We start from the raw sequence: 13,147 nt of genomic DNA, 5'->3' as shown, positions 1-13,147 counted from the left end.
TGGTAGAATCTTGGTGAACGGTGAAAAGTGAAAAGTGAAAAGACTCTCTATCTATTTACCTTTTACCTTTCACGTTTTCTTTACAACGCCAGCAAGTCTTTACTGAGCAGCTTGTCGATGAGCAGATTCGCCGTTCCTTCCGGGTCGTGTACTCCATCGCCGATGATTTCTCCCTTATCCCGCTCGGGGGAGAATATCCGGCTCACCCAGGTGGGAGAGCCTTTGAGACCGATGGTCGGCTCGGGAAGCTGCATGACCTGGTTGTTCCAGGTCTTGACCTCGGCGTCTGCCGATTCCAGGCGCCGGGGGACGGTGGGATAACGGGGACGGTTCAGTTCGCGGACCACGGTCAGCAAGACCGGCAGGGGGGCCTCGACGATCTCGTGCCGCCCTTCCAGCTTGCGGCGCACCCGGATGACCCGTTTCTCCAGGTCGATATGCTCGATCCGGTCGACGAGGGTGAGTTGGGTGTAGCCCAGCCGCGTGGCAATCCCCGGCCCGACCTGGGCGGTGTCGCCGTCGATGGTCTGCTTGCCGCAGAGGACGATTCCCACCTCATCCTGCTCATGGAGTTTGCGGATTGCCGCCGCCAGGACATTGCTGGTGGCCAGGGTATCGGCTCCGCCGAAGACCCGATCGGAGAGGAGGATCGCTTCGTCAACCCCCAGGGCCAGGGCCTTCCTTAGCGTTGCCTCGGCGTTGGGGGGCCCCATGGAGATGGCCGCCACCCGGCAGCCGAAACGGTCCTTGAGACGGAGCGCCTCTTCAAGGGCATGGGTGTCGTACGGGTTGACAATGAACGGTATCCCTTCCCGCACCAGGGTGTTCGTCACCGGATCGATCTGCACCTGGGTCGTATCGGGGACCTGCTTGATGCAGGCGACTATCTGCATGGTAAAACCTCGCGGATGGTTGATTTACAGCGAATGGCGATGATTAAGCGTTGCATGGGCGGAGTGGGAAATCCTTGACCTGGGTCAAAACGGCACCATTTGCCCGTTCAGGAAGGCCTCCCAGTGTCTATTTTTTAATCCGCAGTGGATAATAATCAAATTTGCCGGCCTTGGCAATCACTTCTGTGCTTAATTTCTAATCAATTGTTTTTACTCTGGCTGTAATTGCCTGGTATCAGGAACGTTTCACCAGACACCCGGTAACTCTGACGAAGAGAAATCGTATCTAACAGTACCAAATATCGGCACCATTACAACGCATGGCACTCCACAAAGCTATACAGACAGGCTCATCACCCCATGCTTCCCATACTGGCAAGGGCGAATACAGCCCCGGGATCGTAATCGGGCACCTCTCCACGGAACATGAGAGTAGTCGTGCCCGACACGGTGAATCCCCGTTCGGCAAGCAGGGTGGCGGCTGTGAGATTGCGTAGCGGCACATCCAGAAACAGCCGGCACCCGCCACCGGCCCTCACCATAGCCTTGTCGAGGAGACCGGCCGCCAGGTCGCGGTCGCGAACGCTCCATGGCCCCAGCTGCATCCCCGTTGGCCAGCGCTGCATGACGAGAAATCCACCAGATGCACCGTACACCTCCCCCCGCTCTGCCACTGCGGCGAGGAGAAGACGACGGTCGTCGCCCCATCCGGAAAAGTCCGGAGAAACCATGTCGGCCGCGTGAATCAGTCTTTCTCCCGCAGCCGTTCCCGCCCACTCCACGCCGGTACCGGTCAAGCGCTTGATCCCGTCGATTGCCCTGAAGCCGAGTCCTTCATAGAGCGGGCGGCCGGCAGGAGATGCGGTGAGCCAGATGGTCTTCGCCCCCGCCCGATCGAGGGCAGTGATGGCCCGGGACATGAGTGCCATCCCGAGACCGCGGCCACGCAGGTCATGCCGAACCAGGAGGTTGCCGATCCATCCGCTGGTGCCGTATTTCACCGTGGTGGCGAAGGCCACCGGTGCACCGTCTTGCCGGACCACGAAGCACCCATCGGGAAAGGAACGGAGCATGAACTCCAGCTCCCAGCGGTCGCACAGCCATCTCTCCTTAGCAGCCAACTGCAGGAAAGGATCGATGTCGCCGCGACGGAACCGGCCAATCCCCATTGCCTTCCTGCTACCGGCTGCTTCCGGCCAATCCATCCCCGGTGCCATCGGTCCTGATGGCATGTTCAACTCCCTGTCACACACCCGGCATCCACCCGTGCCACATCCCGCCCGATCAGCCCGACTGCGTCCGCCCGGCACTGGCGGCAGTGCTTGAACTGGCCAATGATCCGCTCGTTGGCCTGCCGCACATTCTCCAGCAACTCCTGAGTCGGCGGAACCACATGGGCGAAGTCGGCCTGGGGGATGAGGGGCATGACGTTCATGACAGACGCACCCAACTCCTTCACCTTCGTGCCGATGAGCGGCACCTGGCTCTCGTTCACGCCGGGGATGTAGACGGTGTTCACCTTGATGGTCATGCCGTAGTCGGCTGCCCGCCTGATACCTTCCAGCTGGTTGGCGCTGAGGATGGCCGCCGCTTCCGGTCCGGTAAATTTTTTGCCGTGATAGAGGATGTGGCTGTAAATCCTGGCACCGATTTCCGGGTCCAGCGCGTTGACCGTCACGGTGAGGCTGTGGAGGTCAAGTTCCTGGAGGAGGTCGATCTTCTCCGGCAAGAGGAGGCCGTTGGTGCTCATGCACGTTATGAGATGGGGAAACTCTTTCCTCACCAGGCGGAAGGTTTCGAAGGTCTCCTCATTTGCCAGGGGGTCCCCCGGCCCGGCAATGCCGATCACCTTGATGATCGGGCCGAGGATCTCGCTTGCCATCACCTCCCGCACCTTGACGATTGCCTCCCCGGGAGTGAGAAGCTGGCTCGTAACCCCCGGGCGCGACTCGTTGGCGCAATCGTGGCGGCGGGAGCAGTAGCCGCACTTGATGTTGCACTTGGGCGCCACCGCCAGGTGCATCCGGCCGTTCTTGTGGTGGTTGCCGCCGAAACAGGGGTGCCCCTGGATATTCTTCCGTCCGCCGCACGATGTGGCCATCTCTGTCTCCCTTCCCGCGGGGTCACTCCCCGCAACTAAAAAAGGCGCTCGACCGTTACGGTCAGCGCCTTTGCCGAATAAAAAGCCCGGAGGGACTGCTTCCCGCCGGGCTTCGTTGCCTCTGGTTCGATACTTCCTTGTACCGGTGCTGCCAATCTCCCTATCATTATCCGTGCCAGAACCTCATTAAGTTCCCAAGGCCCACCAGCAGCTGGGTTGCAGAACCTGCCAGAGGGAATGAAGGGTAGACCGCTGCCTCATTTTCCGGACAATGCTTATTTTGTGGGCAGAATAACACGGTGAACAGTGAAGGGCGCATGGTGAATTGTAGAAGGGAAACGGCCCTTACCGGTCCCCGATCGCCAATACCTGTCCATCAGGGCTTCGCGGGGTCCGTTTATTGCATCTCTCTTCCCGTGACCATTCCCCCTGACATACACGACATCCTCTCCCGGAGCCGGGGAGCGTTCGTCGGCCTGGCAATAGGGGACGCCCTCGGCGCGCCGGTGGAGTTCATGACCAGCCACGAGATCCGGGCGAAGTACGGCGTGCTCCGCGACCTCGTCGGCGGCGGTTGGCTGCGGCTAAAACCGGGCCAGGTGACCGACGACACGGAAATGGCGTTCTGCATCGCCCGGGCACTCGATGCACGTCAGGGATGGGACCTGAAAGGGATTGCCGACAACTTCGCAGCCTGGCTCCGAACCAAGCCGGTAGACGTGGGAGACACCTGCCGTCGCAGCATCCGCAACTACATGCTTAAAGGGATGCTGGAAACCCCGTTCAATCAATGGGACGCAGGAAATGGCGCAGCCATGCGGATGGCCCCGGTGTCCCTCTTCACCCTGGGAGACGACGATCTCTTGAGCGATTGCGCCGTAACCCAGGCCCGCCTCACCCATAACCATCCCCTTTCCGACACCGCCTGCATCTATCTCGGCCGTCTCGTCCATTTGGCGATCCAGGGGCGCTCCAAGAACCGGTTGCGCCGCGAGGTGGACCGACTCGTCGCCGAACAGCCGACCTTCGGGTTCGACACCTACCGGGGGCTTGCCAGCGGCTACGTGGTTGACACCATGCAGACGGTATTCCATCATTTCTTCAGGACGGCCGGTTTCGAGGAGTGCGTGGTGGCGACGGTGAACCAGGGGGGTGATGCGGACACCACCGGCGCCATCGCCGGGATGCTGGCGGGGGCCTACTACGGAATGGAGCAGGTGCCGCGGCGCTGGCTGAAAAGGCTCGACCCGAAAGTACTGGATGAAACCACCCGCCTGGCAGAGCGGCTGCTCCACCTTTCCCCCCTCTTCTCCGGCCTTGCCGGCTCTCACGGCACACGACCGCTGGGCTGACAACGGACAAAAAAACCCGCGCTCTCTTCAGCGGGGTCTTTTTCGCTTCGCGTATCCGTCCCCCTAAGGGACAGAAACATGTTCAGGGAACCGTTATTTGGTTCCGCTTTTTCTGGTACCTGTCGTCCGGCTACTCTGCAAGGTACCGTGGCCGCTTTCAAGATGACCGATTTTCTTACCGGTAGTAGCACTCAACCCTTTACCGGTTGTCACACGGCCAACGCTCCGGCCTTTGGATTTTGTCCCCTCTTTCATGCCGAGGTTTTCTCTTGTGCCTTTCATAACTGCACCCCCCTTCTCCGGGTGCTCAGAATTTTTCTGCTCTTGTACATTAATTTTACCATATTCATTGAAAATGGATATCATTTTTTACAGACCACATGCTGTCTATCTTTGCAAACAGTGGCGCTGACAGCCATTATGTACACGCTAATCCAGGAAACTCGTCCCCATGACAACCCCTCCCATTCCGACACCCCCCATGCCCGTGAACGGCCTGACACATTGATAGTGATTAAATGCAAACCTGTGATATAACACGGTTGAAAAGGGGAGTTATTTTCTTGATATTTCACGCCGAGGACACGATGAAAAACCGATGCGAATGGTGTGGCAGCGATCCCTTGTATGTTGCATACCACGACGACGAGTGGGGGGTCCCGGCGCACGACGACCGGCACCTGTTCGAGATGCTCGTCCTGGAAGGGGCACAAGCAGGGCTTAGCTGGCTTACGATCCTGAGGAAGCGGAAACAGTACCGATGTGCTTTCGACAACTTCGACATTGGAAAGGTCGCTGCCTATTCCGACGGCGACGTGCAACGACTGCTCGCCGATGCCGGCATCGTGCGCAACCGCCTCAAGATAGAATCGGCCATAAAAAATGCCCGCGGAGTCCTGGACATCCAGCGGGAATACGGTTCGTTCGATGCCTTTGTCTGGCGCTACGTCGACCACACCCCCAAACAGAACAGATGGACATCCCTCGCGGAGATCCCTCCCCGGACGGGACAGTCCGATCTGATGAGCAAGGAACTGAAAAAACGGGGGTTCAAATTCGTCGGCTCGACGATCTGCTATGCGTTTATGCAGGCCGTCGGCATGGTGAATGACCACACAATCGCCTGCCATCGCCACAATGAGGTCAGGGAGTTGTCCCGCGACGATGTTGCTCGACCAGCCCATTCCTTGGGCCCGTGACCTGCTGATGGGAGTCGGTGGGGTGGGCTGCTTCTACCTTCTCATAAAATTCAGCGACCAGTGGTAGATGCAGGAAATCTGCGCGTAATCAACAAGCTACTTGACAAGAACCGGATGGAGCCCAGGAAACTGGAGCATGGCCTGGCTTCCGCAATCGAGGCACGCGATACGGTCAATGTAGAGCCCATTGTCACCACCGCATACCGATGCCGGTGCATCGAAAGCCGTGTTGTTCTGCTTGCACCCCGTTGCCCCTTCCACGCATATTCTGCTGATCCTGACAAGGGCGTATCGGGTAACCGTCTGCCGTTCGGCTTCATCTCCCCGTTGCGCGGGAGAGCACCCCGTAACAGGGGCAATGACCCACCACCCGCGCAGTTTCCCCGTCGCCTTGTCGTATTCCTTGTTCGTCTTGTCGGCGTTCGGATTGTACATCATCGATTCGATGTCGCGCAGGGCATCGTTGCTTGAGCTCTGGATGGTGAAAATCTGTTTCCCACAGACTTCCTGAGGGGGCATTTCCATGCAGATCAGGTCGGACAGGGTCGTCGCCCCTGTCGGTTGATACTTGAGCGACGTGTATGCGTAACGGTTTGCCGCCGAACCGCCATTCAGGGGCTCGTGGGTCATCTTTCGTTCCGGGATGGAGCAAACGTTGGGATAGGTGCAGCCACGGTCGCAGGCATCGACGCAGAGCGCGATGTTTGCACTCGCCCGTGCCGGAAAGGCGGCGATTGCGTCGGGTGTATAGTTGAAATTCTGGTCGCCCGAAATCTTGGCGATGAAGTTCCCCAGTGCCCCCATGCCGATGGTTTCACTTTCCGCCGTACGCCTCGTCCTGACCTGCATGGCATTGACTGGGGTCCCGCCAGGAGTGTAGGTGTGGGTGCTCATATTCCAGAATCCGACCGTCACGTCATTATCCGCCGTCAATTTGTTGGTGTTGCCGTTGAGCGCATCGATCAGGGCGACCGCCTTGTGCTTCCCCGTAACGGCCTCGACCGCGACACCCTTCGCGGTCGATTGCTCCTCATCACTGAGGACATCTTTCAGCTTTGACTGGTCGGTCTGGATCTGGGTCTGAATTCGCTGCTTGATCGCCTGTGCACCGGCAAGGGCCGATGTCTCCGCAGCCCCCTTCAAATCTTCCTCGCTGACGTACATATAACCAATATCCACTGCAAGAGCAGCCACGACAAGGAAGACCACCGTCATGATCCCCACATAGGTGGTATCCATGCCGGTTTCTTCGTCGTCGTCCGCTTCCGGTCTTTCCCTATCGTCCATTCCTGCTCCCTCACTGCAATTGTATAGCTGCAGATTATACCCGGTTTTTTGCATAGTGGAACAAATTAAGGGCCATGCGGAAAGGCATGACCCTTAATTGTTCGACACGTACCACTCATTACAAACTACACGGATTTTTCCAGGACGGCAACCGGCTCGCCGACGGCAATCGGTGCTTCGACTTCGACCTTTTTCTTCTCGCGGAGGAAGACGGTAAGAACCGTACCGGTAGCACACAGGGTACCGGCCAGGATGAAGGACTTGTTCAGGCCGCCCGGCACGGCATTGAGCATCTCGGAAACGCGCCCCATGACGAACCCGCCCACGCCCCATGCGGTGAAAAGGACGCCATAGTTCAGGCCGTAGTTCTTGAAGCCCCAGTAGTCTTTAGCAAAAGAGGGGAAGAGACAGAGGTTGGAACCGTAGTTGAATCCGATAAAGGTCGCCATAATGACCAACAGTACTGCGCTGCCGGAACCGACGATCGGAATCGCTGCGAACATCAGGACTGCCTGGAAGGCAAGCATGATGGTGAGGGTCGCCCTGCGGCCGATCTTGTCGGAAAGAATTCCGGCAACAACCCGGCCACCTGCGTTACCTATTGCCATGATGGCCACTGCGACAAATGCCATCGGTCCCATGCTCTTCTTCGCGAGGACGGCGACACTGCCGATTACCATGAGACCTGCGCCGGCACCGATGAAGAAATTCGTCCAGAGGAGGTAGAACTTGGGCGAGCGCATCATCTCGCTGACGTTGGCATTGTATGCCGGCTTGGCAGCGGGCTTGTCGCCGGCCTTCCTGGCCGGCTCGGCAGGTACGTACCCTTGGGGGGGATTAACCAGGAGGAAGGAGAGGCCGCACACCAGGGCCGTAAAACCGCATCCCAGGAAAAGCATGGATTTCTGTATCCCGTAGATACCCAGAAGATAGCTGGAAAGGGGAGCAATGTAGACGGGAGCGAGTCCGAAACCGGCGACAACCGTCCCGGCGATCACCCCGGTCTTGGTGGAAGAGAACCATTTAAGGGCGGGAGGGGTAGCCGCTGCATAGCCGAAGCCGAACCCCGAGCCGGCGAGGATGCCAAAGCCCATTATCCACGCAATGTAGCTGTTTGAAAAAGACATCAGGGTGAAACCGCACCCGACCAGCAGGCCGCCGATAAGGGCGGTGCGCGCAGGGCCGATCTTATCCTGGCACTTGCCGGCAAGAATCATGGAAAACGCAAACGCAAGGCAGCATACAGCATAGGGATCGTTGATGGAGGTGAGATTCCACTGGAAAGCATCGGGGCCACCCTTTTCGATGGACGCCTTTATCGCTCCCTTGAAGATACTCCATGCATACAGCACCCCGAGCGCCAGGTTGATGCCAAGCCCGGCCATGGTCACTTGCCAACCCTTGTTAGTTGATGTTTCTGACATGATAGTCTCACCTCCGTGGTTAATGTTCTGGAATCTGATGTTGAAAGAGCAACTTGCATACCAACGTTTTATATTTTTTGTAAACAATTTTATTCACAGTAAAATCTGATAGTTACAATCCATATGGTTTCGGAGGAGAATTTGCTCGGGAGTACCGATTTGTAGAAATGCAAAAACATTTCGAGGCGTGGAATCGAACTTCAAATTGAATATAGACGAAATTTCAACATGTTGAAGGAGTAGAAATGGTAGAAGTCCTGTTTTGCAGAAATGCAAAAAACGGATGGAGATTTGCAAAAGTGAAAATTTCAGGCTACCTCACACGTTCGGCAGTTCCCGAAAACTGGTCACCCATGAAAAAAGGCGCCCCCATTCGATGAAATGGGGGCACCTTTTTTCATGGGTGACCTTATGTACGTTACTATTCTTGCGCCGTTACTTCTGGACCCAGCGGCCGTTCGGAAGCTGTATCCACCATCCCGGCTTCGCTTCATCCCGCTTGGTCTCCGCATAGGTGGCCGCTGCTTTTCCCTGCACCTGGGCCAGCGCCGCTTTTGACTCCTGCTGTTTGTTGATTTTCAGGATCGCCTTCGCCATGTTGATCACGACCGTCTTGCGGCTCGCGTTTTCCGCCTTTACCAGCGCGTCGTCCTGGGGGGTGACTTTCGTCTTGTCCCGCACCGACAAGAGTCCCTGGTTGGTGAGCCCGACCGTCCCCGCATCATAGAGGGTTTTCAGCTTCGGCAGCCGCTGGCTCATTTCATCATAAGCCTTCAGCACCTCAGTATTGCCGGAAAGCTCGATCGCAAGATTGTCGGCATAGTCGTCGGCGGCATGGGCCGTGGCAACCAGGGAAAGGGACGGGAGCTCGTCGAAGAGACGGCTCTGGGGCTTGGTCTCCGGCGCCTTCTGCTCTTCAGCCGGCGGCTGCCCCCCCGCAGGCTTCTCCTCCGCACCCTTTTCCCCGCTCTTCTTCAGGAGCATCTCGTCCAGGGACTTGTAGGCTTCCTTGACCGCCTTCTCGGGAAAGTAGACGTTGACCGTTATGATGGCACAGGCGGTCAGGAGACCGCATCCCCCCGCCAGGAGCCACTTGATGATTCTCATTTTCATACCCACCTCCGGAATTATTGATGTGCTGAAAACTCTCAACCAACGGGCACCTGCCTCGTCAGCCTTAAGTCTACTCATAAAATCACCTGCTCACAAGAGAAGAAAATGAATACTTCTTTCTCCTCCTGCCATCGCCGAGAGGTCACTCCTCCCACTTGAATTCCTGGCTGGCCGGGGCCTCCGCGGGGGGCGGCTCTCCCGTCGCCGTTGCCGCCTTCCCCCGGGCCGCCGCCTGCTTCACCGCTTCAAGTAGATGGTCCAGAGCTATCCGGTTCTGTATCGGGGCAACCGACACGGACAAGTCGCGGATACCGATGAGATTCGTATGGGAGATGTCCAGGGTCTCGAAGGTCAGGAACCCCTCTTCCAGTTCGGCACTGATCTCCGCCTGATCATAGGGACGGTCGTCGCGGAAGAAATAGCCGCGCAACTTTTTCCCTGCCAGCTTTTGGAGGAACTCCTTGCTGACAAGCATCTTTTCCCCCTTCCCCTCCCGCGCCCAGAGGTCGACAAATCCCGTGAGCCCTCCTATTCCTTTCCCCTCACCATAGAGGCTGACGATCCCGTCCACCTTGCCCAGAATATACCCCTTGATTTTGGGAATAGCATCACAGAACTGCCTCAGGCTCAGGTCGTTGATCAGGAGATCGCCGCCGTAAGCGGCCCCTCCCTTCACCGCGACGAACCCCCTGCCGAGAATCGCCCCTTCGTAGAGGGATGACCGAAGGGAGACGATCTCGGTGAGGCCGTTCCCCGCCCTTAGCTCCAGGGTGGTCCTCCCTAGGGAGAGAGGGCCGAAATGGACCGAGCCGATGGTGACATCCGGGGAACCGGCACTCTTGTTAAATCGTGCGAGGAGTTGGGGGTAGTTTTCCCGGCTGAAGCTGGGAGAATCAGCGGGACGGGGCGGGGCTCCCTTGGAAAAATCGAGGGAGAAGGGGACCTTGCCGCTGACGTCGGCCACGGCAAGTTTCTGGGACGCCACCTCCAGACGGACGCCATTCAGAAGAAGCGTCCCGTTCACCAGTTTTTCTCCGGCATGGAGTTGGATAGTCCCCTCCGCCGCCAGCTCCCCTTCCGTTGTTGCCTCCTGGAGCGCCCGGGGAAGGATATTGACGAAGGGGTCGATGAGTCGATTCAGAGTAGTCCGGGCCAGTACGCAGGTGAAGCGCCCCTCCCGTTCGGGAGAGGTAAAATTCGCCAATGACCCTTTCGTCGTGAGGATCACCCCTTCGCCGACGGTAATGACCCCTTCGTTCAGCGACAGGGTCCGCCCCCCGATTTCCCCCGCTAGACGGATTCCGCCCCCCGCCAGCAGACTCTTCCCCCCTTTACCGGTCAGGGAGATATTCTCCCCCTTTGAATCGAACCCACATGCGAGCCCACCACGGGTCGAATAGCTCCCTTTGCCGGTAACGGAGAACTCCCCCCCCGCAAGGGTCACCGCTTCCCGTGCGGGAAGCAGTGCTCCCACCTTAGCCAGCTGCCCACCCTGCACTCCCACCTGGAACCGGTATCCCTCTTCCCGGTCAAAAGGATTGAGGGTAACGGTACCGTTCACTCCACCCCCCAGCAGTGTCCCTCCCAACTCTCCCCGCCACCCCGGCCGCGCCAGAAAGAGGCGGACAGACGGTGACGCCACTTCTTTTCCACGAAACAAAACCTTCCCGGCCGCCACGGCGGCGGTCCCCTCCAGCCACTTTCCCCGGTCGTCGGCAGCATAGAGCCCTCGCAGGGTGGCGGCAAGGCCGGCCACGTCGAGATCACCCCGGTGCAGATCGACGCCGGTGAGATCGACCGCGAGGGGACGACGGCCAGGCGACCCGACATCCCCTGCCGACAGCCGGCAGGTGGCCCGTTCCACTGCCAGAGAAATCCCTTCCCCCTGGAATGCACCTTTTTCCACGGTGGCCACACCGTCCGCAAACCGGAAACCGAAACGCCCTTCACCCTTCTTTCTCCCAACCGCCACGCCGTCGAGGCGGGCCGTACCGGTGACGGTAAAGTCCCCGGCGCTTCGGCCGAAGCGGGCATCGGCGGTGCCATCGCCGAGCGCGAAGGATGTGGTACCACGACTCCCCTTGAGGGAGGTCAGTCGAACCTGGGCCGTGCCGTTGAACTCCCGGGGAGTTCGCCCTCCAGCCGTCACGGCAAGGGAGGCGTTACCGGCAAGATTCTTCAGGCCAAACCGGTCGAGAAAGGGGTTGAAGGCAGCGAGCGGGCTGGGGGGAAGCTGGAGTGCGACGGTGAATGGCTCGGCAGCCGACGGAGCGAATGCGGCCCGCCCCGTAATGGGAAGCCCCATGATTCGCGCCGCGAGTGAGGGTATCTCCGCCAGAAGCGGCTTGAAACGCGCGGAAAGGATGACCGAGAAAGGGGCGTCGAGGGTCTCCAGCAGGGGGGTCCCGCCTGCATGGGGCTGGGACAGGCGGCCCTTGACACGAATGCCTTTCCCATCTCCGGCAAGGGTGGCGTTCCCCGCCAGGCCGTTCGCCAGCAGCAGCTCTCCTCGTGCGACTTTCCCGTCACGGAGGGAAAGGGTTCCCCCTGCGGATATCACCCCCTGGGCCTTATTCCCGGCAAGCCGGATTCCCTGAGCGGCGAGTTTCCCGCCGAGGGAGACGCCGCTTTTGGCAAGCGCCGGAACAAAGGGGCTCACCCGTCCCAGGTCCATCTCGTCCATTAACAGATCCAGCGTGAGCAGCTGTGCCCCACGGAGGTCGCCTACCGTCCCTGTGGCCCGTACCCTGAGCATGTCGTTGAGGCTCAGCGCCAGTTTCTCCAGCCTGACCTCGCCGCGCTTCATGTCGTAACCGGCATCGATGTCAAGGGTTCCCGCCAGAGGGGTCGCCCCATTGCCAGCGACCAGATGGAGTCCGTCCACACCGGCGTGCCCCGTGGTCCGAAGCTTCCCCTCCCTGAGAACCGCCGTCAAGGTGAGGGAACCACGCCCACCCTTGAACAGGTTTCCCCCCCTGACCTTGTTCACAAACGGCGCAAGAGAAAGGGACGGTGCGGTCAACGTCAGGTAGAAAGCGGGATCACTGCCGGGACGGACCTTCCCTTCGACCCGGTACCTGTTCCCCGCCTGATCCCCGAAGTCCAAGGTAACCGGCGCGTCCCCTCCGCCGCGAGTCGCCAGGTCGGAGAGTCGCAGCGAGACATCCTCCACCCCCCGGCCGTTCACCAGGATCGTCCCCCTCTTGACGGTCAGGTCGTGGATGGTCACCCCTTTGGCAGAGGGTTTCCCCCCAGCGAAGCTCTGCCTGAGAGGCGCAAAATTCCAGGTGCCGGTGCTGTCGCTCCGAAGGTCGAGTTTCACCCCCTCCAGAGCGATACGGCGGAAGTTCACTTCTCCCCGGAGCAGATCCGGCCAGCGGGGAGAAATGGCCAGGGAATCAACGGCAGCCAGGCTGCCGGTGAACCCGGGCGTGTTCGCGACGGTCACCCCCTGAATATACAGGGTGTCTCCCGCCAAGCGAAGGCCGGCCACCCTGACGGGCTGGTGAAGACGGGCTGACGCCAAGCGGGAAAGCCGGCCGGCTGCATCGGGAGTAGCCAGATAGAGTTTCAGGGAAACGGTCGCCACGGCGCAGATGAGCAGCACCGCCAGCACCGCCCCTGCCAGCACTTTCCTTACCCTTCCCCGGTCCTTTCCAGCTTCGTTCCCCGTCATCTCCCCTCCCCCGCATGGAGACTTTAACCGGGAATCTCCCGTTTGACAAGAAGTATGGGAATGGGACTGCAGTTCACCGGCGCAGTACGAGCAAAGAAATGG

Annotated in this window: 11 protein-coding genes; 3 read left to right on the top strand and 8 right to left on the bottom strand. The window is 59.3% G+C overall.

What is annotated here, in order from left to right; genetic code table 11:
- Positions 1 to 80: 80 nt before the first annotated feature.
- The 3 genes from LDN04_RS09595 to LDN04_RS09585 form a co-directional block, all read right to left on the bottom strand.
- Positions 81 to 893, bottom strand: a complete 813-nt coding sequence (locus tag LDN04_RS09595) for an electron transfer flavoprotein subunit beta/FixA family protein (protein WP_223909326.1) — start codon at positions 891 to 893, stop codon at positions 81 to 83.
- Positions 894 to 1,246: 353 nt separating this feature from the next.
- Positions 1,247 to 2,125, bottom strand: coding sequence for a GNAT family N-acetyltransferase (locus LDN04_RS09590; protein WP_223909323.1), 879 nt, complete (start codon positions 2,123 to 2,125; stop codon positions 1,247 to 1,249).
- A 2-nt stretch (positions 2,126 to 2,127) separates the two neighbouring features.
- A complete protein-coding gene (locus LDN04_RS09585) occupies positions 2,128 to 2,994 on the bottom strand; it encodes a radical SAM protein (protein WP_223909321.1) in 867 nt (288 codons plus the stop codon).
- A 416-nt stretch (positions 2,995 to 3,410) separates the two neighbouring features.
- Between LDN04_RS09585 and draG the strand changes: the two genes are divergently transcribed.
- The gene (gene draG / locus LDN04_RS09580; protein ID WP_223909318.1) at positions 3,411 to 4,346 is read left to right on the top strand and encodes an ADP-ribosyl-[dinitrogen reductase] hydrolase; all 936 of its coding nucleotides are present in this window, start codon (positions 3,411 to 3,413) and stop codon (positions 4,344 to 4,346) included.
- A 93-nt stretch (positions 4,347 to 4,439) separates the two neighbouring features.
- Here the strand turns inward: draG and LDN04_RS09575 are convergent, their stop codons facing one another.
- Entirely contained in the window at positions 4,440 to 4,712 is a 273-nt protein-coding gene (locus tag LDN04_RS09575) for a hypothetical protein (RefSeq protein ID WP_223909315.1), read from the bottom strand.
- 221 nt (positions 4,713 to 4,933) lie between these two features.
- Between LDN04_RS09575 and LDN04_RS09570 the strand changes: the two genes are divergently transcribed.
- Complete coding sequence (locus tag LDN04_RS09570; protein WP_223909312.1) at positions 4,934 to 5,545, top strand: DNA-3-methyladenine glycosylase I; 612 nt, start codon at positions 4,934 to 4,936, stop codon at positions 5,543 to 5,545.
- A 96-nt stretch (positions 5,546 to 5,641) separates the two neighbouring features.
- Here the strand turns inward: LDN04_RS09570 and LDN04_RS09565 are convergent, their stop codons facing one another.
- Entirely contained in the window at positions 5,642 to 6,832 is a 1,191-nt protein-coding gene (locus LDN04_RS09565; RefSeq protein WP_223909310.1) for a pilus assembly protein TadG-related protein, read from the bottom strand.
- 125 nt (positions 6,833 to 6,957) lie between these two features.
- Entirely contained in the window at positions 6,958 to 8,256 is a 1,299-nt protein-coding gene (locus tag LDN04_RS09560; protein WP_223909305.1) for an OFA family MFS transporter, read from the bottom strand.
- A gap of 245 nt (positions 8,257 to 8,501) precedes the next feature.
- On the opposite strand from LDN04_RS09560, the gene LDN04_RS16840 reads away from it, so the two are divergent.
- Positions 8,502 to 8,636: a hypothetical protein gene (locus LDN04_RS16840; RefSeq protein ID WP_255573376.1), complete on the top strand. Its 135-nt coding sequence runs from the start codon at positions 8,502 to 8,504 to the stop codon at positions 8,634 to 8,636.
- Positions 8,637 to 8,691: 55 nt separating this feature from the next.
- Here LDN04_RS16840 and LDN04_RS09555 read toward each other — a convergent pair whose 3' ends face one another.
- Together LDN04_RS09555 and LDN04_RS09550 are read right to left on the bottom strand one after the other, a co-directional pair.
- Positions 8,692 to 9,369 carry a DUF1318 domain-containing protein gene (locus LDN04_RS09555; RefSeq protein ID WP_223909303.1) on the bottom strand — a complete coding sequence of 226 codons (678 nt, stop codon included), beginning with the start codon at positions 9,367 to 9,369 and terminating at the stop codon, positions 8,692 to 8,694.
- A gap of 142 nt (positions 9,370 to 9,511) precedes the next feature.
- Positions 9,512 to 13,045, bottom strand: a complete 3,534-nt coding sequence (locus LDN04_RS09550) for an AsmA family protein (protein ID WP_223909300.1) — start codon at positions 13,043 to 13,045, stop codon at positions 9,512 to 9,514.
- Positions 13,046 to 13,147 lie beyond the last annotated feature (102 nt).

It is taken from the genome of Geobacter sp. AOG1, assembly GCF_019972315.1.
In the GTDB taxonomy this organism is placed as follows: Bacteria; Desulfobacterota; Desulfuromonadia; order Geobacterales; family Geobacteraceae; genus Geomobilimonas.
This window is presented reverse-complemented; position numbering and strand designations above follow the sequence as displayed.

Bases quoted from the DNA above. Each gene is read 5' to 3' on its own strand.
- LDN04_RS09595 (WP_223909326.1), bottom strand. From the start codon at position 893: ATGCAGATAGTCGCCTGCATCAAGCAGGTCCCCGATACGACCCAGGTG.
- LDN04_RS09590 (WP_223909323.1), bottom strand. From the start codon at position 2,125: ATGCCATCAGGACCGATGGCACCGGGGATGGATTGGCCGGAAGCAGCC.
- LDN04_RS09585 (WP_223909321.1), bottom strand. From the start codon at position 2,994: ATGGCCACATCGTGCGGCGGACGGAAGAATATCCAGGGGCACCCCTGT.
- LDN04_RS09575 (WP_223909315.1), bottom strand. From the start codon at position 4,712: ATGATATCCATTTTCAATGAATATGGTAAAATTAATGTACAAGAGCAG.
- LDN04_RS09570 (WP_223909312.1), top strand. From the start codon at position 4,934: ATGAAAAACCGATGCGAATGGTGTGGCAGCGATCCCTTGTATGTTGCA.
- LDN04_RS09565 (WP_223909310.1), bottom strand. From the start codon at position 6,832: ATGGACGATAGGGAAAGACCGGAAGCGGACGACGACGAAGAAACCGGC.
- LDN04_RS09560 (WP_223909305.1), bottom strand. From the start codon at position 8,256: ATGTCAGAAACATCAACTAACAAGGGTTGGCAAGTGACCATGGCCGGG.
- LDN04_RS16840 (WP_255573376.1), top strand. From the start codon at position 8,502: ATGGTAGAAGTCCTGTTTTGCAGAAATGCAAAAAACGGATGGAGATTT.
- LDN04_RS09555 (WP_223909303.1), bottom strand. From the start codon at position 9,369: ATGAAAATGAGAATCATCAAGTGGCTCCTGGCGGGGGGATGCGGTCTC.
- LDN04_RS09550 (WP_223909300.1), bottom strand. From the start codon at position 13,045: ATGACGGGGAACGAAGCTGGAAAGGACCGGGGAAGGGTAAGGAAAGTG.